The sequence below is a fragment of the Microbacterium sp. ER1 genome (assembly GCF_023383675.1).
Taxonomy (GTDB): Bacteria; Actinomycetota; Actinomycetes; order Actinomycetales; family Microbacteriaceae; genus Microbacterium.
Map to the genome: position 1 here is coordinate 62,540 of NZ_QCXO01000127.1, position 23,103 is coordinate 85,642.

Consider the following 23,103-nt stretch of genomic DNA (forward strand, 5'->3'; position numbering starts at 1 on the left):
TCCCAGCCTAGCGAGTGGACAGGTGCGTATGGATGTTCTGGGCGAGCACCGGACCGATCCCCTGGACCTCCTGGATCTGCTGCGGTTCCGCGGCACGCAGCGCGGTGACCGACCCGAAGTGCTTGAGGAGGACCTTGATCCGTGAGGCCCCGAGACCAGGGACCTCGGCGAGCACCGTGGTGATGTCCTTCTTGCGCTTCTTGCGCTGGTGCGTGATGGCGAACCGATGCGCCTCGTCGCGAAGACGCTGGAGCAGGTAGAGGGATTCGCTGGTCCGCGGCAGGATGACCGGGAAGTCGTCTCCCGGCAACCAGATCTCCTCCAGACGCTTGGCGATGCCGCAGACCGCGATCTCCGTGTGTCCGGCGTCGCGAAGTGCCCGCGCGGCGGCCTCGACCTGCGGCTGACCGCCGTCCACGAGCAGCAGCTGCGGCGGGTAGGCGAACCGGGGCTTCCGGCGCACCCCCGCCTCGCCGACGTCTTCCGCGACCACCTCGTCGGTGGTGGGGTCGACGGCCTCCTGCTCTTCCGGGCGGTCGAGGTAGGCGAGCCGACGCCGCAGCACCTGGTACATGGAGTCGGTGTCGTCGGTGGTCTCCGCGATGTTGAAGGTGCGGTACTGGTCCTTGCGCGGCAGCCCGTCCTCGAACACGACCATGGACGCCACCACGTTGGTGCCCCCGAGGTGCGAGATGTCGAAGCACTCGATCCGAAGCGGTGCCTCCTCCATCCCCAGCGCCTCCTGGAGATCGGTGAGCGCCTGCGTGCGCGCGACGTAGTCGCTCGTCCGACGCGTCTTGTGCCTGATCAGCGCCTGCTGGGCGTTCAGGGTGGCCGTGCGCATGAGATCGGCGCGCTGGCCGCGATGCGCCACGGCGATCTCGACCTTCCGGCCCCGGCGCTCGCGCAGCCACACCTCCAGCTCGGAGGCGTCGTCGGGAAGCACCGGGACGAGGATGCGGCGCGGCACGTCCTGGGCCTCGCCGTACGCCTGCTGGAGGACCTGCTCCACGAGCTCCCCACCCGTGATGTCGATCTCCTTCTCGATCGTCAGGGCCCGGACGCCTCGAACACGACCGCCGCGGATGACGAAGTGCTGCACGGCGGCGGCGAGCTCGTCCTCCGCGATGCCGAACAGGTCGGCGTCCTCGTCGGCCGGGAGCACGAGGGCGCTCTTGCCGAGCACGGCCTCGATCGCCGAGAGCTTGTCACGGTATTTCGCGGCTGCCTCGTAGTCCATGGCCGCCGACGCCGCGAGCATGCGCTGCGTGAGCTCGCGGGTGAAGCGTTCGTCACCGCCCGCCATGAATGCGACGAAGTCGTCGACCATGGCGCGATGCTCCTCGATCGACACCGTCATCGAACACGGCCCGCCGCACTTGCCGATCTGCCCGGGGAAGCACGGACGCCCCGTCTGCATCGCCCGCTTGTAACTGGCGTCGCTGCACGTGCGGATCGGGAACGCCTTGATCATCAGGTCGATGGTCTCGTGCACCGCCCAGACCTTCGGGTACGGACCGAAGTAGCGGGCCCCGGGGATCTTCCGGTTGCGGGTGACCAGCACACGCGGCGCCTCGTCCCCGAGCGTCACCGCCATGAACGGGTACGACTTGTCGTCCCGGTACTTGACGTTGAACGGCGGATCGAACTCCTTGATCCACATGTACTCGAGCTGGAGGGAGTCGACGTCGGTGGGCACGACGGTCCACTCCACCGACGCCGCCGTCGTCACCATCCGGCGCGTGCGCTCATGCAGCGTCCGCAGCGGAGCGAAGTAGTTCGACAGCCGCTGACGGAGGTTCTTCGCCTTCCCGACGTACAGCACCCGGCCGTTGGCGTCGCGGAACCGGTACACCCCCGGGTCGGTCGGGATCTCGCCCGCCCGGGGCTTGTACGGCAGCACGTCGGCCATCAGCTGGCCTTCCGCGCGGAGCGCCCCTCACCCAGGATCTCGGCGAGGAACTGGCCGGTGTGGCTCTCCTCGACCCGCGCGATCTGCTCCGGCGTGCCGGTGGCGAGGATCGTGCCGCCGCCAGAACCGCCCTCCGGACCCAGGTCGATCACCCAGTCGGCCGACTTGATCACGTCGAGGTTGTGCTCGATCACGATGACCGTGTTGCCCTTGTCGACCAGACCGTTCAGCACCTCGAGGAGCTTGCGCACGTCTTCGAAGTGCAGACCCGTCGTCGGCTCGTCGAGCACGTAGATGCTCCGGCCGTTGCTGCGACGCTGGAGCTCGGTCGCGAGCTTCACGCGCTGCGCCTCACCGCCCGACAGCGTCGTCGCCGACTGCCCGAGGCGCACGTATCCCAGCCCCACGTCGACCAGGGTCTTCATGTAGCGGTGGATGGCCTGGATCGGCTCGAAGAACTCGGCCGCCTCCTCGATGGGCATCTCCAGCACCTCGGCGATGTTCTTGCCCTTGTAGTGCACGGCGAGGGTGTCGCGGTTGTACCGCTTGCCGTGGCACACCTCGCAGTCCACGTACACGTCCGGGAGGAAGTTCATCTCGATCTTGATCGTGCCGTCACCCGAGCACGCCTCGCAGCGTCCGCCCTTGACGTTGAAGCTGAAGCGTCCGGGCTGGTAGCCGCGGACCTTCGCCTCGGGCGTCTCGCTGAAGAGCGTGCGGATGCGGTCGAAGACACCGGTGTAGGTCGCCGGGTTCGATCGCGGGGTGCGGCCGATCGGCGCCTGGTCGACGTGCACGACCTTGTCGAGGTTGTCGAGCCCGGTCACGCGCGTGTGCTTGCCCGGCACCGTCCGCGCCCCGTTGAGCCGCGACGCGAGCACCTGATACAGGATGTCGTTCACGAGGGACGACTTCCCGGATCCGCTGACGCCGGTGACCGCGGTCAGCACGCCGAGCGGGAAGTCGGCCGTGACGTTGCGGAGGTTGTTGGCGCGGGCGCCCACGACGCTGAGCATGCGCTTCTTGTCGATCTTCCGACGCTTCGCCGGCATCGGGATCTCCCGACGGCCCGAGAGGTAGTCCCCGGTCATCGAATCGGTGTCGGCGAGCAGCGCCGAGTAGGGCCCGGAGTGGACTACGGCACCGCCGTTCACGCCGGCCCCCGGGCCGATGTCGACCACCCAGTCCGCGGCCTCGATGGTCTCCTCGTCGTGCTCGACGACGATCAGGGTGTTCCCGAGGTCGCGCAGCGTGAGCAGCGTCTCGATGAGCCGGCGGTTGTCGCGCTGGTGCAGTCCGATCGACGGTTCGTCGAGGACGTAGAGCACGCCGGTGAGACCGGAGCCGATCTGCGTGGCGAGGCGGATGCGCTGGGCCTCGCCACCCGACAGCGAGCCGGCCGAACGGCTGAGGTTGAGGTAGGACAGACCGACCTGGAGGAGGAAGTCGAGGCGCAGGCGGATCTCACGGAGCACCTGGGCGGCGATCTTGGCCTCGCGGTCGGTGAGATGCAGCTTCTCCATGAACGCCCGGGCGTCGGCCAGGCTCAGGTGGGAGACCTCGGCGATGGAGTGGCCGTGCACCTGCACGGCCAGCACCTCGGGCTTGAGACGGTCGCCGTTGCAGACCGGGCACGGGACCTCGCGGAGGTACTCGCCCCACCGGCTGCGCTGGGTGTCGGACTCGGCCTGCAGGTACTGCCGCTCGATGTACGGCACCACGCCCTCGAATCCGGAGGCGTAGCGCATCTCACGGCCGTAGCGGTTCTTCCACTTGACGGTGACCTTGTAGTTCTCTCCGCGCAGGACTGCTTCCTTGACGTCGGAGTGCAGTTCGCGCCACGGGGTGTCGAGGGAGAAGTCGAGGTCGCGGGAGAGTCCTTCGAGCAGGCGCTCGTAGTACTGGAAGAGCCCCTTGCCCTGCGTGGTCCACGGGATGATGACGCCCTCGCGGATCGAGAGGTCTTCGTCGCCGAGCATCAGATCGACGTCCACCGACATGCGGGTGCCGAGGCCCGAGCAGGCGGGGCAGGCACCGAACGGCGCGTTGAAGGAGAACGTGCGCGGCTCGATCTCGGTGAGGGTGAGCGCGTGGCCGTTCGGGCACGCGAGCTTCTCCGAGAACGTCTGCCAGGCGTCGTCGCCCTCGCCGTCCACGTAGTTGATCTGCACGACCCCACCGGCGAGACCGAGAGCGGTCTCCACCGAGTCGGTCACGCGTCCGAGGATGTCGGGCGAGGCGACGAGGCGGTCGACGACCACCGCGATGTCGTGCTTGTAGCTCTTCTTGAGCGTCGGAGGCTCGGCCAGCTGGATGAGCTCGCCGTCGACGATCGCCCGCGAGTAGCCCTTCGCCCCGAGCTCCCGGAACAGGTCGACGAACTCGCCCTTCTTCTGGGAGACGATCGGCGCGACCACCTGGTAGCGGGTGCGCTCCGGGAGCTCCATGAGCTGGTCGGCGATCTGCTGGACGGTCTGCCGCTGGATCTTCTCGCCGCACACCGGACAGTGCGGAACGCCGATACGCGCCCAGAGCAGACGCATGTAGTCGTAGATCTCGGTGATCGTGCCGACCGTCGACCGCGGGTTGCGGTTCGTCGACTTCTGATCGATCGACACCGCCGGGCTCAGCCCCTCGATGAAATCGACGTCCGGCCGGTCGACCTGACCGAGGAACTGCCGCGCGTAGGCGCTCAGCGACTCGACGTACCGGCGCTGCCCCTCGGCGAAGATCGTGTCGAAGGCGAGGCTCGACTTCCCCGATCCGGAGAGGCCGGTGAAGACCACCAGCGAGTCGCGGGGGATGTCGATGTCGACGTTCTTGAGATTGTGCACGCGGGCGCCGCGGACACTGAGTTTTCCTGGGGAAGCAACGGGGACGATGGGCACCGAACAAGTCTACGAGGGGCCACGGACATCGGCTCCGAGAACGCCGAACGCCCCGGTTCCTGCGGCCGCCACGTCGGCCCGTCTCGCGGCACGGACCGCGAGCAGGACCCCGCCCAGCAGCATCCCGGCGGCGACGGGTGCCAGGAGCGCGGTCGCCCCGGTGATCTGCCGCTCGGTGAGCAGCCAGACTCCGAACGCGACCGGCTGCGCGAGCAGCTGGACCGTGAGGAAGCGGCCGGCGGTCGGAAGCAGGATCGGAAGGGCCACACGCGAGGACGGCGGCACCACGAGACTCAGCGACGCGCACACGTGCAGAGCATGCACGCACAACAGCGCCAGCGCCGTCCGGCCGGGATCCGGCTCCGTGAGGATCACCCCGAACGGCAGGCACGCGAGCGCCACCCAGGCGGCGAGGCTGCGCGGGATCGCGGCGGCGACGAGCGCGGCGAGCACGGCGATGCCCTGCCACAGCGGGAACGGGATAAGCAGCAGGGCCCCGCAGGCGGCCACGGCGACCATCGCGAGCCGGATGACGATGCCCGGCACCGCGGCGCCGGTGCGGAACGAGCGGACGGAACGACTCATCGGCGCCCGGTCCCCCGGCGAGTGAGACGACACGCCGCCAGCCGCATCGCCGCATCGGCTCCGCTCGACCACGGCACCACCTCGATGCCCGCGTGGTCCAGCTCCGTCAGGATGTCGGCGCGTTCGGCGAGCAGCGTGCGAAGCGCGATCCGCTGTTCCCTGGTGAGGCGGGTCGCCTCCGGCACAGGGAGCACGTCGACCGCCACGACGGCGTGGCCGGCGGCACGCCAGCTCGTGGCCAGCCGCGCGGCGACCCCGTCGACGAACGTCGAGAGCACGAAGACGATCGAGCCGGGCGGCACCACCGGCGAGCGACGGTACGAAGGGTCGGCGCCGAGGCCGGTGGCCGCGATGGCGCGGCGGAGACGGGCGAGGTGCCGCACTCCTCCACCGGACGGCAGCGACACCCCGTCCGGGGAGAGCGCGTGATAGGCGACCCGGTCCCCGACTCCGGTGGCGGCCGTGGCGATCGCCAGGGCAGCCTCACGCGCGTGATCGAGCGACGTGACCCCGGAGCGATCGGCGTCGCCGCTCCCCCACGCGGCGACGACGGCACCCAGGTCTTCGGCGGTGTCGATCGCGATGACCACCGAGGAATCGCTCAGCGCATCGTCCCTGCGCACCAGGAGGTCGCCGGGGCGACGGGCGACTCGCGCGGTCGCCCGCCAGTCCACCCGCCGGAGCTCATCCCCCGGGACGAAGGGCTGGATGTCGCGGAAGTCCCCACCCTGACCGGGGCGCGAGCCCGGATGGGCACCGTGGAGTCCGGTGAGTCGCGGCGCCACCGGGAGGGCGCTGATCCGCACGCCGCGCGGGGGCGCGTTCCAGACGACCGCCGTCCGGGGAAGGAGCCCCGTGACCCACGCACCGTCGAGGTCGGATCCCCGCGCGGTCACGCCGAGCGGCTCGCTCGGACCGGAGTGCTGCAGAGCACTGCGGGCCGTGACGCACGCGGCGCCGGGCCGTACGTCCGCGAGGCCGGTGCGCCGCCCGTCCTGATCCACCGCGACCTGTACGGCGTCGGCCGTCAGCAGCACGTCCACGGTGGTGCGCACCTCCGGGCGGTCACCGTCGCCGACGGCCTGGGCCCGCAGCGCGATGCGTGCGTGTCCGGGACGGGGGCGCGAGAGGAGCGCCCAGCCCGCGGTCAGCGCCAGGGGCAGCCCGAGGGCGACGACGTCCGGACGCGAGGAGGCGAGCCCGACCGCCGCGAGGATCGCGGCGCCGGCGATGCCGAGCGCGATGACCGGCGTGCGCTGCCACGTGAGTGCGGCGGTGGACTCGACCGCCGTCTCGTCCGTCACGGCGTCGTCGCGACCGTCGGAGGCACCGGCGTCCGAGCCAGCGCCGCGTCCACCACCGTCCGCGGATCGACGCCCTGCGCCCAGGCCTGCGGCGTCAGCGTCAGGCGGTGAGCGAGGACGGGCACCGCGATGCGCTTGATGTCGTCCGGCCGCACATACGCCCGGCCGTCCAGCGCGGCGAGCGCGCGGCCGAGGAGGACGAGCGCCTGCGAGCCGCGCGGGGACGCGCCGACGGCTACCGTCGCCGCCTCGCGGGTGGCGCGGGCGAGTTCGACGGCATACCGCACGACGTCGGGATCGACGTGGATGCGCTCGACCGCCGCTTGGAGGCGCTGGAGGCCCTCCGCGTCCAGAACGGGTGCGACCTCGACATCCGGGCTCTGCCGCTCGACGCGGTCGAGGATGATGCGCGCCTCCTCCTCAGCGCCGGGATAGCCCACGGAGAGCCGCACCATGAACCGGTCGAGCTGGGCTTCGGGCAGCGCGTACGTCCCCTCGTACTCGATCGGATTCGAGGTCGCGATCACGTGGAACGGCCGTGGGAGGGCGAACCGATTGCCCTCCACCGTCACCTGGCGCTCGGCCATGGCCTCGAGCATCGCCGACTGCGTCTTCGGCGTCGTCCGGTTGATCTCGTCCGCGAGCAGCAGGCCCGTGAAGAGGGGGCCGAGGCGGAAGGCGAACTCTCCGGTCGAGGGCGAGTACACATACGAGCCGGTGACGTCGCCGGGAAGCATGTCAGGAGTGCACTGCAGCCGACGGAAGTCCAGGCCGAGGGCCCCCGCCAGACTCCGCGCGGCGAGCGTCTTGCCGAGGCCGGGGACGTCCTCGAAGAGCACATGTCCCCCGGCAAGGATCGTGGCGAGCGCCAGAGTCAGAGGCTCGTCCATCCCGACCACCGCTGTCCGGACGCCGGCGAGCACGCGGCGTCCGACGTCGGCGATCTGCGCGGTCTCATCGTTGGTCATGAAGTCTCCTCCGTGTCGGTCGGGATGCGGTCGAGGGCGTCGAGGACGCGCTCGATGTCGGCACGCTGCACGTCACGCGCGTGCAGGGACGCTCGAACGCCGTCCCCCAGCATCGCGTCGATGCGCGGGTGGTCGTCAGGATCGTCGAGGTCGAGGCCGCGATGGGCGAGGCGGCGCCGGACGACCCCCTGCACGCGCCGCACGACGACGTGCCCGGCGACGCCCGTGCGGGTGTTGATCGCCCAGGCCATCCGCGACACGTCCGAGCCGCGCGATTCCGCTCGCGGCGCCTCCGGCGGCCACACGACCGCCTCGTCGACGAAGACCTGTCGGGTGGCCGCGACCACCGCGAGCAGGAGGAGGGTCCAGGCCACGGCGAAGGCGGCAGGCACTCCGAGCACGATGAGCACGGTGAAGAGAGCGGCCCCGATGAGGGCGCTGATCACCGTCACGACGATGCCCTTCACCGCCACCCCTCCTTGATGCCCCGGAGGGCGACCACGGCGCTCTGTCGGTCCTGCTCGTCTGCGACCAGCCCACCGAAGCGGACCCGCTCGTACAGCCCCTGGAGCCGGAGCACGTCGGCCGCGATGCTCCGGCGGGCACCGACCACCCGGGCCGTGAACTCCGCCGGCGTCTCGGCGGCTCCGCGACCGTGGCCGGCGTCGGCGGCGGATTCCTCCAGTCCGACCCACGCGGCGACGATCGCATCACCGGGATCGGGCCTCGCTGTCACGGTGCGCAACGCGGCGGAGACCCCGCGGCGGATGACCTCCTCGTTCGGAGGTACCGCGGGAGCGCTGCCACCGTCCTCCCCGGCGGCAGCGGTGACCTCAGGACGATCGAGCGGACGTGCCTGCCACAGCCGTCGGAGGAAGCGGAGGAGCTGGCGCAGGACCACGAGGACGAGGGCGAGGACGGCCAGCGTCAGCAGCGCCCCGAAGACCACCCCGAGAATCTGCGCGAGAGCGGATTCGCCCCAGGACTCCGGGGGCGGTGGTGTCCCGGTCGTCGACGGGACCGGGAGGACGACGTCCTCCGGGGGCGGCGGCGTGCTCTCCGGTCGGGACGACGAGAACTGCGGGGTGCCCTGTCCCGCGGCAGCGAGCATGAGGACCCCGAACAGTCCGGCGATCGCGGCGAGGCCGAGCAGCGGCGCGGTGGGCCATGACCGGCGCACGGCCTCCGGTGCACGGACCGGAGGCTCTGGGCGCGACATGCCTCCACCCTAGGGGCGCGGCCCGAGACGGCCCCGTTCCGCACCGGGGTGCCGCGGAACGTGTCAGCTCTGATCGGGGCGCCGCCCCGCGAAGGCCCCGAGCCCGTCGCGGAGGGCGGCGATCTCGCCGATGCCCATCCCCACGGCGGCCATCACCTGTCGCGGCACATCCACGGCCCTCGCACGCAGAGCCGCTCCAGCATCGGTGAGCGTGATCTCCAGTCGGCGCTCGTCTTCACTGCTGCGCTGGCGTGTCACCAGGCCGTCGGCCTCGAGCCTCTTGACGAGGGGCGACGCGGTCGCGGGCTCCAGCGCGAGGTCGGCGGCGAGGTCGTTCAGGGTCCGCGGCGACCGCTCCCACAGGGCGAGCATCACCAGGTACTGCGGGTGCGTCAACCCGAGCGGCTCGAGGATCGGCCGGTAGATCGCCACGACGTTCCGCGCCGCCGTGACCACGGCGAAGCAGAGCTGATTCTCGAGCCGGAGCAGATCGTCGGTGTCAGTCACGGTCCTGACTATACATCCGCACGAATCATTAGTACACTAATGAACATGTCACGCGACTCCAGCCGCCCCCCTCTTCGCACCCGCATCCGCGAGGCGGGGGGCCTTTACGCCTGGGTGAACACCAACCTCGTGCGTCTCGCCGGTCCGGCCTCGGTCGGGCCGTACGAGAAGACGCCGCCGCCCAGCGCCGCGGAGCGCGCCGAACGGGCCTGTCCGCTGTGCGGCGCGCCGATGACCGAGCACGAGATCGATCGCTCGGGCCCGAAGACACTGGTGCACTGCCCGTAAGCTCCCTCGGCGTCAGTCGTCGTCATCGGCGAGCGCGGCGCCGACGGACTCGCGGGCCATGTCGATCCACGTCATGAGCGCGGCGTCGTCGGCGATTGCCGAGGCTGCGACATCGATCCAGCCGGACCCCATGGTGCGGGATCCCATCACGGCACGCGCGGCCCCGGGCAGCGTCACGGCGACAGCCCCGTTCTCCTCATCCACGCGGACGAGAAGCGTCCCGTCCTTCCGGGCACCCACGAGGATGCGCCCCTCGTCGAGGAACGCCCTGGTCCCGAACATCCGGCGCTCCTCTATGGAAGGGTCGGCCCCGAGCAGTGCGCGGACGCGGTCCGCGAGTTCCTCTCCTGCGGCATCCATCTCGGCTTCGTCTACGCGTGCCCGGCCCGCTCCATCGACCGGAGCTCCTTCTTCAGATCCTGCACTTCGTCGCGCAGGCGCCCGGCGAGCTCGAACTTCAACTCCGCGGCTGCCGCGAGCATCTGATCGGTGAGGTCCTGGATCGTGGCCTCCAGCTGCTGAGCGCCCTCGGCCGCGATCCCGGTGCGCCGCAGGTTCGGCGTCGGCGACTTGCCCTTGCCCGACGCGCGGCCCCGGCCGGACATCAGCTCCGCCGTATCCTGACCCTCGCGCGCCAGCACCTCCGTGATGTCGGCGATGCGCTTGCGCAGCGGCTGCGGATCGATGCCGTGCTCCTTGTTGTACGCGATCTGCTTCTCACGCCGACGGTCGGTCTCCTCGATGGCCTTGGCCATGGAGTCCGTCATGTTGTCCGCGTACATGTGGACTTCACCCGAGACGTTGCGCGCCGCGCGGCCGATCGTCTGGATGAGTGAGGTCCCGGAGCGGAGGAAGCCCTCCTTGTCCGCGTCGAGGATCGCGACGAGCGACACCTCCGGGAGGTCGAGTCCCTCGCGCAGCAGGTTGATACCCACTAGGACGTCGTACACACCGGCGCGCAGTTCGCTGAGAAGCTCGACGCGACGCAGGGTGTCGACGTCGGAGTGCAGGTAGCGCACGCGCACGCCGTGCTCACCGAGGAAGTCGGTCAGCTCCTCCGCCATCTTCTTCGTGAGGGTCGTGACGAGGACGCGCTCGTCCCGCTCCACGCGAAGCCGGATCTCTTCGAGGAGATCGTCGATCTGCCCCTTCGACGGCTTGACGATGATCTCCGGGTCGACCAGGCCGGTCGGGCGGATGATCTGCTCCACCACGCCGTCGGCGATGCCCATCTCGTACTTGCCCGGGGTGGCGGAAAGGTAGACGGTCTGCCCCACGCGGTTCTTGAACTCGTCCCAGCGCAGCGGTCGGTTGTCCATCGCGCTCGGCAGCCGGAATCCGTGGTCGACGAGGGTGCGCTTGCGGGACGCGTCGCCTTCGTACATCGCGCCGATCTGCGGCACCGTGACGTGGGACTCGTCGATGACGAGCAGGAAGTCGTCCGGGAAGAAGTCGAGGAGCGTGTGCGGGGGCTCGCCGGGCATGCGTCCGTCCATGTGACGCGAGTAGTTCTCGATGCCGGAGCAGAATCCGAGCTGCTGGAGCATCTCCAGGTCGAAGGTCGTGCGCATCCGGAGGCGCTGCGCCTCGAGGAGCTTGCCCTGACGCTCGAACTCCTTCAGCCGCTCCTCCAGCTCGTGCTCGATGGTGCCGATGGAGCGCTGGATGACGTCGGTGCCCGCGACGTAGTGCGAGGCGGGGAAGATCGGCACGGCGTCCAGCTTCTCGATGACCTCGCCCGTGAGCGGGTGCAGCGAGTAGAGCGCCTCGATCTCGTCGCCGAACAGCTCGATGCGGATGGCGTGCTCCTCGTACACCGGGATGATCTCGATCGTGTCGCCGCGCACGCGGAAGTTTCCCCGCGAGAAGTCGACGTCGTTGCGGTTGTACTGCATCGCGATGAACTGACGGATCAGGGCGTCGCGGTCGTACCGCTCCCCCACCTGCAGCGCGACCATGGCGCGCAGGTACTCCTCCGGAGCACCCAGGCCGTAGATGCAGGAGACGGTCGACACCACGACCACGTCACGCCGGCTCAGCAGGGAGTTCGTCGTCGAGTGGCGGAGCCGCTCGACCTCCGCGTTGATCGAGGAGTCCTTCTCGATGAAGGTGTCCGTCTGCGGGACGTAGGCCTCGGGCTGGTAGTAGTCGTAGTACGAGACGAAGTACTCGACGGCGTTGTTCGGCATGAGCTCGCGGAACTCGTTGGCGAGCTGTGCCGCGAGGGTCTTGTTGTGCGCGAGCACGAGCGTGGGACGCTGCACCTGCTCGACGAGCCAGGCCGTGGTCGCCGACTTGCCCGTTCCGGTGGCGCCGAGCAGCACGATGTCGGTCTCGCCCGCGTTGATACGGGAGGCCAGCTCGGCGATGGCCTGCGGCTGGTCACCGGCAGGGGCGTACTCGCTGATGACCTCGAAGGGGCGGACACTGCGGGTGGGCTGCATACATCAAGCGTATGCCGCCCCTCCGACATCGGGGCCGCGTCCGGCGGCGACACCGCTTCAGCTCGCGCGGAGCCGGTTCCAGAGCGCGTCCGTCTGGGCCAGCGTGTCCGCGATCGATCCTGCGGTGTCGATCACGACGTCGGCGATCGCGAGCCGCCGGTCGTCCGGGACCTGGGCGGCGATCCGTCCGCGGGCCTCGTCGGGCGTCATCCCGCGCAGGTGCACGAGCCTCTCGAGGCGAACCTCCTCCGGGGCATGGGCGACGACGATCGCATCCCAGGGGTCGTCGACACGAGCCTCCACGAGAAGCGGCACGTCGTACACGACGACGGCATCCGGATCAGCCTGGAAGGCGGCGTCGAAACGACGCTGGGACTCGGCCCGTACGGCCGGGTGCACGATGGCGTTCAGCTGTGCGAGACGGCCCGGATCGGCGAACACGGTCGCACCGAGAGCGGCTCGGTCGAGCGACCCGTCTTCGGCGATGACCTCGTCACCGAACGTCCGCGCGATCGCGCCGAGCACCTCGGATCCGGGCGCCTGCACCTCGCGCACGATCCGATCCGCGTCGACGACCACCGCGCCGAGTTCGGCGAGCCGGTTCGCGATGGTGGACTTTCCCGACGCGATGCCTCCGGTGAGAGCGATGAGCGGCATCCGACCATCCTGCCACGCCTGTCCGAGGGCGGCGCACGACGCTGCCGCGGAACAATCGGGAAAGCTTCGGTCCCTCTTGAGGAAGACTTGACGGTCCCCTGAGGTGCGCTGCGTAACGTCGAAGCCATGACGAACACGGATGCCCCCGCACGCCCTGACCGCACCGAGCGACGCTCCCGGCGGCGCCCGATCATGGCGTTCGCGCTGGCCGTGCTCGCGACCGGAGGGATCGGTGCCGCGCTCACGAGCGCCGCGTGGACCGACAACACCTTCTTCAGCGCCCCGGCCGCAGGAGCCACCTTCAACCTCCAGGGTTCCACCGACGGGACCACCTGGAAGGAGTCGGCCGCGAAGAACAGCATCGAGCTCGTCGTGCCCGCGGAGAAGCTGGCCAACCTGCTCCCGGGCGAGACCCGCACGATCAAGCTCTGGGTGAAGAACGCCAGCTCCGTCAACGCCGCACTCACCTCGACCGTCGAGTACGCCCCCGGCAACACGGCGACGGACTTCACGGTCAAGCCGACGGCGACGATCACCGGGCTCGCGGCGTCGCTGACCTCCTCCGGCTCCACGGCGACCGATGAGTTCGACCTCGTCGTCACCACCCCGGCCGACTGGCCGACGAGCAACCAGGGCAAGACCGGCACGATCCTCGTCACGGTCTCCGCCACCGCCACCAACTGACCCCTCGCCCCGCAGCAGAGAACGAAGAGACGAACCGTGGTGCAGATCCTCCGCCGGCTCGCCCTGCCCGTGCTCTGGGCGCTGGCTGCCACGGGCGTGGGCTGCGGCGTCGTCTGGGGCGCCACGGCGATCGGGCTCATCCAGCCGCTCGTCGTGATCTCGGGCTCGATGGAGCCCGGGATCATGACGGGCGATCTCCTCATCGCCACGAAGGTCCCCGCCGACTCTCTGGAGGTGGGCGACGTCGTCAGCCTCCGGAGCGCGCTGACCGACTCCCTGGTGACTCATCGCATCACCGCCATCGAAGCCGCCGACGGCGCGCGCACGATCACCATGAAGGGCGACAACAACGAGTTCTCCGACGCTCTCGACTATCCGGTCACCGGCGATGTCTGGAAGCCGGCGGTGCAGCTTCCCGGTTGGGGGACCGCCATCATGCGGATGACCACGCCCGCCGTCGCCGTCCCGCTGCTCCTCGGACTCCTGGGGCTGCTCGGCCTGAGCATGATGAGCCCTGGGGAGCGACCGGCGCGGAAGCCGCTGACCACGTGATGCCGGCACGACGGGTGTCCCCGATGGCCGGCTTCGCGGTCGCGATGGCGTTCGTCTTCCTGGCCGTCGCCCAGGGAAGCGTCTCGACCACCACCGCGGCGTGGACGGATCGGACCGTGGTCACGGCGACGGTGACGTCCGCCTCGGCATGGTTGTCGCCGTTCGCGGGGAACACGTGCAAGGCCTACAGCAGCCAGTCGGCAGCTCCCACCAGCTGCGCGATCACGGCGATCCGCTACGAGGAGATCAGCGACACCTCCGGCCACTTCTACATCAGCACGAACGCCCCGGGCGGGTCGCACCACGTCGACGTCGACGTGGATCTGAAGAAGGCGACGGGCCTTCCCCGGACGTGGACCTCGTGGACCGCTGCGGGGGTGCTCCCGGGCAGCCACGTCACGCCGGACCCCGCGTGGACGTGCTCCTCGTTGCCCCGGCTCACCGGCCGCAGCCTCGACTGGCACCTCACCGACCTTCAGGTTGCCGTGACGCTGCAGCGCACCACGGCGAACACGATCTGCACCTGAGCCTCCTGGGCGGGGCGCGGCACCCCTCAGCGCGCGAGCAGCTGCCGTCGGGAGCTGATCACCCCGGTGTCGAAGCCGGCGAGATGCAGGCCGCCGTGGAAGCGGGCGTGCTCGATCTTGATGCAGCGGTCCATGACCACCGAGAGCCCGGCCGCCTCCGCGATCGCGGCGGCTTCCTCGTTCCAGGAGCCGAGCTGGAGCCACAGGGTCTTCGCTCCGCTGTCGATCGCCTCCTGCGCGACGCCCGGGAGGTCGTCGTGACGACGGAACACGTCCACGATGTCGGGCTGCACGGGCAGGGCGCTCAACGACGGGTAGACCGGCTGGCCGAGGATCTCGGTCTCCCTCGGGTTCACGAGATAGACGTCGTAGGCCGTGCTGGACAGCAGGTAGGTAGCGACGAAGTACGAGGCCCGTGACGGATTCCCGGAGGCACCGACGATGGCGATCGATCGCGCCCGCCGCAGCAGTCCGAACCGCTGCGGCTGCGAGGGCCCGGTCCAGGTGCGGCCCGGCTCGACGGCAGCGGGGAGCGCGCAGCTGGCGGCATCCGTGGTCGGCGGGATGGCGCAGGCGTCGCCGGCGGAGGTCGTGCTCATCGGCGGGTTCCCGTCGCGAGGGTGAGGGCCTGGTCGAGGTCCCAGATGATGTCCTCCGCGTCCTCCAGGCCGACGGAGATGCGGATCAGGTCGGGACGCACGCCCGCGGCGACGAGCTGCTCCTCGGTGAGCTGGCGGTGCGTGGTGGAGGCCGGGTGGATCACCAGGGTGCGGGCGTCGCCGATGTTGGCGAGGTGGGACGCGAGCTGCAGGTTCTCGATGAACGCCTCCCCCGCGGCGCGGCCGTCCTCGGCGGCGACCCCGAACGCGAACACGGATCCCGGTCCCAGCGGCAGGTACCGCGCGGCACGCTCGTGATGCGGATGACCGTCCAGCCCCGCCCAGGTGACGTAGGACACGCGGGGGTCGGCGGCCAGCCACTCGGCGACGACCCGGGCGTTGGCGATGTGGGCGTCGATGCGCTGCGGCAGCGTCTCCACGCCCTGCAGGAGCGCGAAGGCCGACTGCGGGCTCAGCGCCGGCCCGATGTCGCGCAGCTGCTCGGAGCGCAGCTTGGTGAGGAATCCGTACTCGCCGAAGTTCCCCCACCAGGAGATCCCGCCGTAGGAGGCCACCGGTTCGGTCATCTGCGGGAACTTGCCGTTCCCCCAGTCGAAGGTGCCCTTCTCGATGACCACGCCGCCGAGGGTCGTGCCGTGACCGCCGAGGAACTTCGTGACCGAGTGGATGACGATGTCCGCCCCGTGTTCCAGCGGGCGCGCGAGGTACGGGGTGGCCAGGGTGGCGTCGACGACGAGCGGCACCCCCGCCTCATGCGCGACGGCGGCGAGACCCGCGATGTCGGCGATCTCGCCCGACGGGTTCCCGATCATCTCGACGTAGACGACCTTGGTCTCCGGACGGATGGCCGCGGCGAAGTCGGCCGGGTCGGAGGAGCTGACGAACGTCGTCTCCACGCCGAACCGTCGCAGGGTGACGTCGAGCTGCGTCACCGTGCCGCCGTAGAGCTGCGCGGCGGCGACGACATGATCGCCCGCGCCCACGAGGGCGGCGAACGTGATGAACTCGGCGCTCATCCCGGAGGCGGTCGCCACGGCCCCGATACCGCCTTCCAGCGAGGCCAGCCGCTCCTCCAGGGCGGCGACGGTGGGGTTGCCGATGCGCGAGTAGATGTTGCCGTACTTCTGCAGCGCGAAGAGATTCCCGGCGTCGGCCGCATCGTCGAAGACGAACGACGTCGTCTGGTAGATCGGCACCGCCCGCGCTCCGGTGGCGGCGTCCGGTGTGCCGCCGGCGTGCAGAGCGCGGGTGCGGAACCCGAAGCGGTGGTCCTCGGTCATGATGTCCTCGATTCTGCGGCGAGAGCGCCGGCGATGTCGTCGACGGCCCAGGGGTTCTGCAGTGACGTCGTGTCGCCGAGGGCCTGCGGAGTGCGTCCCGCGCGCCGATCCTGTTCGGCATCCCAGAGCTGCGCGAGCAGGCGGCGCATGATCTTCCCCGAGCGTGTCTTGGGCAGGTCCGGCACGACGACGACGTGCTTCGGCTTCGCGACCGGACCGATCGCGCGGGCGACCTCAGCGCGCAGCGCGTGCGCGTCGATCTCCGCCCGGCCGGACGGGGTGACGAACGCCACGACCGCCTGCCCGGTGACCGGATCCGCCACGCCGGCGGACCCGGCTTCGCCGACCGTCTCGTGCGCCACGAGCGCCGACTCGATCTCGATCGTCGAGAGGCGATGACCGGACACGTTCACGACATCGTCGAGCCGGCCCAGGATCCAGATGAACCCGTCGGCGTCCCGGGTCGCCCCGTCTCCGGCGACGTAGTAGCCGCCGTGCGCGCCCACGCCGGCGTACGCGGACCAGTACGCGTCGCGGTAGCGCTCCGGGTTCCCCCAGACGGTCCGCGCCATCCCGGGCCATGGGCGCCGGACGACCAGCGTCCCGGATCGGCCCGGCGCCACCTCGTCCCCGTTCTCGTCGACCACCGCGACGTCGATGCCCGGAAGCGGGACCGACGCGGAGCCGGGCTTCAGCGGCGTGATGCCGGGCAGGGGGGCGATCATCGCGGCGCCGGTCTCCGACTGCCACCATGTGTCGATGACGGGGAGCTCCTCCCGCCCGAAGTTCCGACGGAACCACACCCAGGCCTCCGGATTGATCGCCTCGCCCACCGTGCCGAGCAGTCGCAGGGTCGACAGGTCGTGGCCGCTCGGCAGCTCGTCACCGAACCAGGTCATGAACGTCCGGATGAGCGTCGGGGCCGTGTAGTAGACCGTGACGCCGTAGCGCTCGATGATCTCCAGGTGCCGCTCGCGGCGCGGAGTGTCCGGCGTGCCCTCGTAGATGACCTGGGTGAGCCCGTTCGACAGCGGCCCGTAGATCTCGTAGGTGTGGGCCGTGACCCAGGCGAGGTCGGCCGTGCACCAATGGACGTCGTCGGGTTTGGCGTCGAAGTGCGCCCAATGCGCCCAGCTCGCGTGGGTCAGGTAGCCACCGGAGGTGTGCACGAGGCCCTTGGGCTTCCCGGTCGTGCCGGAGGTGTAGATGATGAAGAGCGGGTGCTCGGCGTCGAAGGCCTCCGCCCGATGCGCGGTGGGAGCCGTGTCGACGACATCGTGCCACCACACGTCCCGGCCTTCGGTCCACGGGACGCCCTGTCCGGTGCGACGGAGCACGAGGACGTGTTCGAGGTCCGGCAGTCCCGCAGCGGCGGCATCGGCGGCGGACTTGACCTCGGTCGCCGTCCCCCGCCGGAACTGGCCGTCGCTGGTGACGAGCAGCTTCGCCCCGGTGTCCTCGAGCCGGAAACGCACGGCCTCCGCGGAGAACCCTCCGAAGACGAGCGAGTGGACGGCTCCGATCCGGGCGCACGCGAGCGTGACGACCACGGTCTCCACGAGCACGGGGAGGTAGATCACCACGCGATCCCCCGGTCGGATCCCGAGGTCTTCCAGCGCGTGCGCCGCCTGGGCCACACGACGCTGCAGGTCGGCGTAGGTCACCGAGAGCCGGTCGCCGGGCTCCCCTTCGAAATGCAGCGCGACCTTGTCTCCGCGTCCGGCGTCGACATGACGGTCCACGCAGTTCACCGCGACGTTCAGCCGCCCGCCGAGGAACCACCGCGCCGCGGGGACGGCACCGTCGACGGGCGGCTCCCACTCGTGCACGGCCGTCCACGGCTCGGCCCAGTCCAGTCGGCGCGCCGCGTCCTCCCAGAAGGCCAGAGGATCAGCGGCCGCGCGCTCGTAGGCGTCCGCGGTCACGTTGGCGTCGAGGAACGCGGGCGACGGAGGATAGACCCGTTCCTCCAGCAGCCGAGCCTCGGTCGTCGTCACGTCCATCGCCGCAGCAGGTACTTCTCCAACAGAGCGAGCACGCCGTTGGTGATCGTGCCCAGCAGCGCGAGCAGCACGATGGAGAGCAGGATGCGGTCGACGCGCCCCGTGCTCTGGGAGTCGGTCAAGAGGAAACCGAGCCCCATGGACGAGGCGATCAGCTCGGCGGCGACCAGGAACAGCCACGCCTGGGCGAGCGCGAGGCGCAGGCCGGCGACGACGGACGGCACGACGGCCGGGAGCTGCACCGTCCGGAACAGCGACCATCCGTGCAGGCTGAAGGAGCGTCCCGCCTCGACGAGCTGCGGGTCCACATGCCGGAGCGCGGAGGCGACGGTCGTGTAGACCGGGAAGAACGCACCGATCGCGATGAGGGTCACCTTGGACTCCTCGCCGATCTGCATCCACAGGATCAGCAGCGGCACCCAGGCGAGCGACGGCACCGCGCGAACCGCGGCGAGAGTCGGGCTGAGCAGCACGTCACCCCAGCGCGAGAGCCCGACGATGCCGGCTGCGGCGAGGCCGACGACCGAGCCGATCGCGAATCCGAGCAGCACCCGCTGGACGGAGATGGCGATGTGGGTCCAGAGCTGTCCGGACTCGGCGAGTTCCACCCCGGCCTGGAAGACCGACGCCGGCGCCGGGAGGCGGTACGGCTCGATGAGACCGGCCGTCGTGACCACCTGCCAGGCGATGAGGATCGCGGCCGGGAGCAGGAGACCCGCGACGATCCGCACGACGGGCGGCAGACCACGCCGTGATCCTCCTGTCCCCCGCCGGGGAGCACCCTTCGCGAACTCGAGCGCGTCCCGCGATTCCGCCGGGACGACCACCCGATCCTCGAGACCAGTCACTCGCCTGCGCCCGCCTTCGTCGCGAAGGTGTCGTTGATGATGCTGGACAGCGCCTTGTCGACGGATTCCTGCCCACCCTGGACGTCGCCGGACTCGACGAGCACCGGAGCGATCTTCTCGAGCACCGCGAGCTGGTCGTCACCGGGGACGCCGTCCACGTCGAGGTTCGACCGCTCCTGGATGACCGTGGTCGCGACCTCGAGGTCGATACCGGCGACCTCTGCCAACAGGGCGGCGGTCTCCTCCGGGTTCTCCAGCGCCCACGCACGCGCCTCCTCGTAGGCGTCGACGACGGCCTGAGCGAGGTCGGGGTGGTTGTCGATGAAGTCCTCGGTCGCGTTGAGGAAGCCGTACGTGTTGAAGTCGACGTTGCGGTAGATGAGCTTGTCGCCCGACTCCTGCTCCGCGGCGGCCATGATGGGGTCGAGACCCGCCCATGCGTCGACCGAACCGCCGTCGAGCGCCGCGCGGCCGTCGGCGTGCTGGAGGTTCTGCACCTCGACGTCAGCCAGCGACAGCCCGCCCTCCTCCAGGGCCTGGAGGAGGAAGAAGTAGGGGTCCGTGCCCTTGGTGGCCGCGACGGAGGCGCCCTTGAGATCCTCCACCGAGGTGATGTCGCTGTCGGGCCCGACGACGATGGCCGACCACTCGGGCTGGGAGAAGATGTCGATCACCTGGATCGGCGAACCGTTCGCGCGGGCGAGCAGCGCGGCCGAGCCCGCCGTCGACCCCACGTCGACCGAACCCGAGCGGAGGAGCTCGTTGGCCTTGTTCGAGCCGGCGGACTGCACCCATTCGACGGTGACGTCGTCGCCGAGGATGTCCTCCAGGATGCCCTGGTCGCGGATCACGAGGCTGAGCGGATTGTAGGTCGCGAAGTCGACGGACAGCGTGTCCGCCGACCACTCGCCGTTCCCGGCCGGGGTGGACTCGGCCTCGGCGGACGCGTTCTCCCCGGCGACGCAGCCGGTGGCGACGAGCATCATCGTCCCGGCGACGGCGATCGCAGGGATGATGCGGCGGGTGATGGTGCTCATCGGGTCTCCTCGGGGGTGTGGTGGTGCGTGTCGACGCCGAGCCCTTCGAGGAGCTCGGCGCGCAGGTCGGCGAGGCCGCGGTCGGCGCGGTCTCGAGGGCGGATGCCAGGGACGCGGATCGTCCGCGCGACGGACGACGCGGTGTCGTCCGCGTCGCCGACGGTGCGCAGCAGCAGCACGCGGTCGGCGAGATAGAGCGCCTCCTCCACGTCGTGGGTCACGAGCAGCACCGTGGTGAGCTCGGCCGCGTGGATCTTCAGGAGCAGGTCGTGCATACGGAGGCGCGTGAGGGCGTCGAGCGCGCCGAACGGCTCGTCGAGCAGCAGGACTCCGGGGTTCCTGGCGAGAGCCCGGGCGAGGGAGGCCCGTTGCGCCATGCCTCCCGACACTTCACGGGGGCGCTGGTCGGCGGCGTGCTCGAGTCCCACGAGCTGCAGGAGTTCGCGGACCCGGGCGCGTCCGGCGCGGCGGGAGACGCCCCGGGGAAGACCGAGCTCGACGTTCTGCGCGAGCGTACGCCACGGGAGCAGCCGCGGCTCCTGGAACGCGATCGCCGTGCGCTCGTCGACGTCGGCGACACCGGAGCCGTCCAGACGGATCGTCCCGCGCGTAGGGGTGTCCAGTCCGCCGATGAGGCGCAGCAGCGTCGACTTCCCGCACCCGGACGGACCGACGACGGCGACGATCTCCCCGGCGGCGATATCCAGGTCGATGCCGCGGAGCACCTCGCGTCGCCCCTGAGCGAGCGGGAACGACCGCGCGATGCCGTCCAAGCGCACGGGTTGTGCGGAGCCCGACGTCGTCGGGGCCTCAGCGGTGCGCGACGCAGCGGGCAGGAGGGCGGTCATGTCCCCATGCTGTCGGAGGCTCCGGAATGTTACGAATGCGGTCGTAACGTTGCGTCACGCAGCTGCTCCGCCGGATACCGGGCATGCGAAAAGGGCCGCCACACCCGCCGTGACGCGGGGTGACGACCCTTTTCGGAGTGGTGCTTAGGAGTTGCCGCCCGAGAGCTTCTCGCGCAGAGCCGCGAGAGCCTCGTCATCGGCGAGCGTGCCGGCGCCGGCCGACTCGCTCGAGAAGGACTGGCCGCCGAAGTCGTCGCCGGCCGCAGCCTCGGCCTCGGCCGCCTTCGCGACCTGAGCCTTGTGCGCCTCCCAGCGAGCCTGGGCCGCAGCGTACTCCTGCTCCCATGCCTCGCGCTGGGCGTCGAAGCCTTCCTTCCACTGACCGGTCTCGGCGTCGAAGCCCTCCGGGTACTTGTACTCGCCGTTCTCGTCGTACTCGGCGAGCATGCCGTACAGAGCCGGGTCGAACTCGGTGCCGTTGGGGTCGACCGACTCGTTGGCCTGCTTCAGCGACAGCGAGATGCGACGACGCTCGAGGTCGATGTCGATGACCTTGACGAAGACCTCTTCGCCCACCGACACGACCTGCTCGGCCAGCTCGACGTGCTTGCTGGAGAGCTCGGAGATGTGGACGAGGCCCTCGATGCCGTCGGCGACGCGGACGAACGCACCGAACGGAACGAGCTTGGTGACCTTACCCGGCGTGACCTGACCGATCGCGTGGGTGCGGGCGAAGACCTGCCACGGGTCCTCCTGCGTCGCCTTCAGCGACAGGGAGACGCGCTCGCGGTCGAGGTCGACCTCGAGGATCTCGACGGTGACCTCCTGGCCCACCTCGACGACCTCGGAGGCGTGCTCGATGTGCTTCCAGGACAGCTCGGAGACGTGCACGAGGCCGTCCACGCCACCCAGGTCCACGAACGCACCGAAGTTGACGATCGAGGAGACGACACCCTTGCGGACCTGACCCTTGTGCAGGTTGTTCAGGAACGTGGTGCGCGACTCCGACTGCGTCTGCTCGAGCAGCGCGCGGCGGCTCAGGACGACGTTGTTGCGGTTCTTGTCGAGCTCGAGGATCTTCGCCTCGATCTCCTGGCCGAGGTACGGCGTGAGGTCGCGGACGCGACGGAGCTCGATGAGCGAGGCCGGGAGGAAGCCACGGAGGCCGATGTCGACGATGAGTCCACCCTTGACGACCTCGATGACCGTACCGGTGACGACGCCGTCGTTCTCCTTGATCTTCTCGACGTCTCCCCAGGCGCGCTCGTACTGTGCACGCTTCTTGGAGAGGATCAGGCGGCCTTCCTTGTCCTCCTTCTGGAGAACGAGGGCCTCGACCTCGTCGCCGACCTTGACGACCTCGTTGGGGTCGACGTCGTGCTTGATCGAGAGCTCGCGCGAGGGGATGACACCCTCGGTCTTGTAGCCGACATCGAGCAGGACCTCATCGCGGTCGATCTTGACGATCGTGCCCTCGATGATGTCGCCGTCGTTGAAGAACTTCAGGGTCTTCTCGACCGCGGCCAGGAAGTCCTCAGCAGATCCGATGTCGTTGATGGCGACCTGCTTGGTGGCCGGGGCGGTCGTTGCGGTAGTCATGTAGTGGGTTGTCCTTGTGAATGGATACTCGGGCTGCGGAGCATGGCCGCGCACGGCCGGGATGTGCTTCGCAGCAGGTGGATTGTGGTGTGTTCGTCACCTGGGCATGCATGTACACGCCACGAGTGACAGTTCAGGCTATCAGAAGTTGCCGTCCGCGAAAGAGCGGATTCGTGCGAGCTTCTCTGTGGATAACGTCGGCGCCGCTCCGTCCATTCCGCGTACGGTGGCCCGGTGATGTCGCCCACCGCTCTCCGCATGCTCGCCGTGCTTGCCCTCGGCGTCTCGGCCCTGTCCGCCTGCGCCCCCACTCCGGAGCCAACGCCCTGTCTC

22 protein-coding genes are annotated in these 23,103 nt (G+C 70.0%); 4 read left to right on the top strand and 18 right to left on the bottom strand.

The genetic code is table 11. The features are described from left to right. Positions 1 to 7: 7 nt before the first annotated feature. The 8 genes from uvrC to BV453_RS05125 form a co-directional block, all read right to left on the bottom strand. A complete protein-coding gene (uvrC, locus tag BV453_RS05090; RefSeq protein ID WP_085607836.1) occupies positions 8 to 1,912 on the bottom strand; it encodes an excinuclease ABC subunit UvrC in 1,905 nt (634 codons plus the stop codon). Then, positions 1,912 to 4,800 carry an excinuclease ABC subunit UvrA gene (uvrA, locus tag BV453_RS05095; protein WP_060921194.1) on the bottom strand — a complete coding sequence of 963 codons (2,889 nt, stop codon included), beginning with the start codon at positions 4,798 to 4,800 and terminating at the stop codon, positions 1,912 to 1,914. Before uvrA ends, uvrC begins: the two co-directional genes overlap by 1 nt. 9 nt (positions 4,801 to 4,809) lie before the next feature. Beyond that, positions 4,810 to 5,385, bottom strand: coding sequence for a hypothetical protein (locus tag BV453_RS05100; protein ID WP_249521021.1), 576 nt, complete (start codon positions 5,383 to 5,385; stop codon positions 4,810 to 4,812). Further along, complete coding sequence (locus BV453_RS05105) at positions 5,382 to 6,689, bottom strand: DUF58 domain-containing protein (protein WP_249521022.1); 1,308 nt, start codon at positions 6,687 to 6,689, stop codon at positions 5,382 to 5,384. The genes BV453_RS05100 and BV453_RS05105 overlap by 4 nt, the downstream gene beginning before the upstream one ends. Beyond that, positions 6,686 to 7,657 (bottom strand): MoxR family ATPase, encoded by a 972-nt coding sequence (locus tag BV453_RS05110; RefSeq protein ID WP_249521023.1) that lies wholly within the window; start codon positions 7,655 to 7,657, stop codon positions 6,686 to 6,688. The genes BV453_RS05105 and BV453_RS05110 overlap by 4 nt, the downstream gene beginning before the upstream one ends. Then, entirely contained in the window at positions 7,654 to 8,124 is a 471-nt protein-coding gene (locus BV453_RS05115) for a hypothetical protein (protein ID WP_249521024.1), read from the bottom strand. Before BV453_RS05115 ends, BV453_RS05110 begins: the two co-directional genes overlap by 4 nt. Further along, entirely contained in the window at positions 8,121 to 8,876 is a 756-nt protein-coding gene (locus tag BV453_RS05120; RefSeq protein WP_249521025.1) for a DUF4129 domain-containing protein, read from the bottom strand. Before BV453_RS05120 ends, BV453_RS05115 begins: the two co-directional genes overlap by 4 nt. A gap of 63 nt (positions 8,877 to 8,939) precedes the next feature. Further along, positions 8,940 to 9,383 (bottom strand): MarR family winged helix-turn-helix transcriptional regulator, encoded by a 444-nt coding sequence (locus BV453_RS05125; protein WP_025105037.1) that lies wholly within the window; start codon positions 9,381 to 9,383, stop codon positions 8,940 to 8,942. Between the two features lie 39 nt (positions 9,384 to 9,422). Between BV453_RS05125 and BV453_RS05130 the strand changes: the two genes are divergently transcribed. Continuing rightward, complete coding sequence (locus BV453_RS05130) at positions 9,423 to 9,671, top strand: hypothetical protein (protein WP_025105038.1); 249 nt, start codon at positions 9,423 to 9,425, stop codon at positions 9,669 to 9,671. A gap of 12 nt (positions 9,672 to 9,683) precedes the next feature. On the opposite strand, the gene BV453_RS05135 is transcribed toward BV453_RS05130, so the two are convergent. From BV453_RS05135 to coaE, 3 genes are read right to left on the bottom strand one after another with little or no spacing between them, the layout of a single operon-like run. Continuing rightward, entirely contained in the window at positions 9,684 to 10,031 is a 348-nt protein-coding gene (locus tag BV453_RS05135) for a TfoX/Sxy family protein (protein ID WP_249521026.1), read from the bottom strand. A gap of 11 nt (positions 10,032 to 10,042) precedes the next feature. After that, on the bottom strand, positions 10,043 to 12,115 hold the full coding sequence (uvrB, locus tag BV453_RS05140) for an excinuclease ABC subunit UvrB (protein ID WP_025105040.1): 2,073 nt from the start codon (positions 12,113 to 12,115) through the stop codon (positions 10,043 to 10,045). Positions 12,116 to 12,172: 57 nt separating this feature from the next. After that, on the bottom strand, positions 12,173 to 12,772 hold the full coding sequence (gene coaE / locus BV453_RS05145) for a dephospho-CoA kinase (RefSeq protein WP_062766818.1): 600 nt from the start codon (positions 12,770 to 12,772) through the stop codon (positions 12,173 to 12,175). A gap of 126 nt (positions 12,773 to 12,898) precedes the next feature. Here coaE and BV453_RS05150 point away from each other — a divergent pair, with 126 nt between their 5' ends. From BV453_RS05150 to BV453_RS05160, 3 genes are read left to right on the top strand one after another with little or no spacing between them, the layout of a single operon-like run. Then, positions 12,899 to 13,456 (top strand): hypothetical protein, encoded by a 558-nt coding sequence (locus tag BV453_RS05150; protein ID WP_062634042.1) that lies wholly within the window; start codon positions 12,899 to 12,901, stop codon positions 13,454 to 13,456. A 36-nt stretch (positions 13,457 to 13,492) separates the two neighbouring features. Continuing rightward, positions 13,493 to 14,008, top strand: a complete 516-nt coding sequence (locus BV453_RS05155; protein ID WP_231729464.1) for a signal peptidase I — start codon at positions 13,493 to 13,495, stop codon at positions 14,006 to 14,008. A 23-nt stretch (positions 14,009 to 14,031) separates the two neighbouring features. Beyond that, positions 14,032 to 14,535, top strand: coding sequence for a hypothetical protein (locus BV453_RS05160; protein WP_062766821.1), 504 nt, complete (start codon positions 14,032 to 14,034; stop codon positions 14,533 to 14,535). Between the two features lie 26 nt (positions 14,536 to 14,561). Here the strand turns inward: BV453_RS05160 and BV453_RS05165 are convergent, their stop codons facing one another. The 7 genes from BV453_RS05165 to rpsA form a co-directional block, all read right to left on the bottom strand. After that, positions 14,562 to 15,134 carry a CoA-binding protein gene (locus BV453_RS05165; protein WP_082758503.1) on the bottom strand — a complete coding sequence of 191 codons (573 nt, stop codon included), beginning with the start codon at positions 15,132 to 15,134 and terminating at the stop codon, positions 14,562 to 14,564. Continuing rightward, positions 15,131 to 16,435, bottom strand: coding sequence for an O-acetylhomoserine aminocarboxypropyltransferase/cysteine synthase family protein (locus tag BV453_RS05170; protein WP_249521027.1), 1,305 nt, complete (start codon positions 16,433 to 16,435; stop codon positions 15,131 to 15,133). The genes BV453_RS05165 and BV453_RS05170 overlap by 4 nt, the downstream gene beginning before the upstream one ends. Beyond that, a complete protein-coding gene (gene acs / locus BV453_RS05175) occupies positions 16,432 to 18,438 on the bottom strand; it encodes an acetate--CoA ligase (RefSeq protein WP_249521028.1) in 2,007 nt (668 codons plus the stop codon). The genes BV453_RS05170 and acs overlap by 4 nt, the downstream gene beginning before the upstream one ends. Then, the gene (locus BV453_RS05180; RefSeq protein WP_062766830.1) at positions 18,429 to 19,286 is read right to left on the bottom strand and encodes an ABC transporter permease; all 858 of its coding nucleotides are present in this window, start codon (positions 19,284 to 19,286) and stop codon (positions 18,429 to 18,431) included. Before BV453_RS05180 ends, acs begins: the two co-directional genes overlap by 10 nt. After that, entirely contained in the window at positions 19,283 to 20,323 is a 1,041-nt protein-coding gene (locus BV453_RS05185; protein WP_249521029.1) for an aliphatic sulfonate ABC transporter substrate-binding protein, read from the bottom strand. Before BV453_RS05185 ends, BV453_RS05180 begins: the two co-directional genes overlap by 4 nt. Beyond that, the gene (locus BV453_RS05190; protein WP_025105050.1) at positions 20,320 to 21,171 is read right to left on the bottom strand and encodes an ABC transporter ATP-binding protein; all 852 of its coding nucleotides are present in this window, start codon (positions 21,169 to 21,171) and stop codon (positions 20,320 to 20,322) included. The genes BV453_RS05185 and BV453_RS05190 overlap by 4 nt, the downstream gene beginning before the upstream one ends. Before the next feature lie 144 nt (positions 21,172 to 21,315). Further along, a complete protein-coding gene (gene rpsA / locus BV453_RS05195) occupies positions 21,316 to 22,770 on the bottom strand; it encodes a 30S ribosomal protein S1 (protein ID WP_025105051.1) in 1,455 nt (484 codons plus the stop codon). Between the last annotated feature and the right edge of the window lie 333 nt (positions 22,771 to 23,103).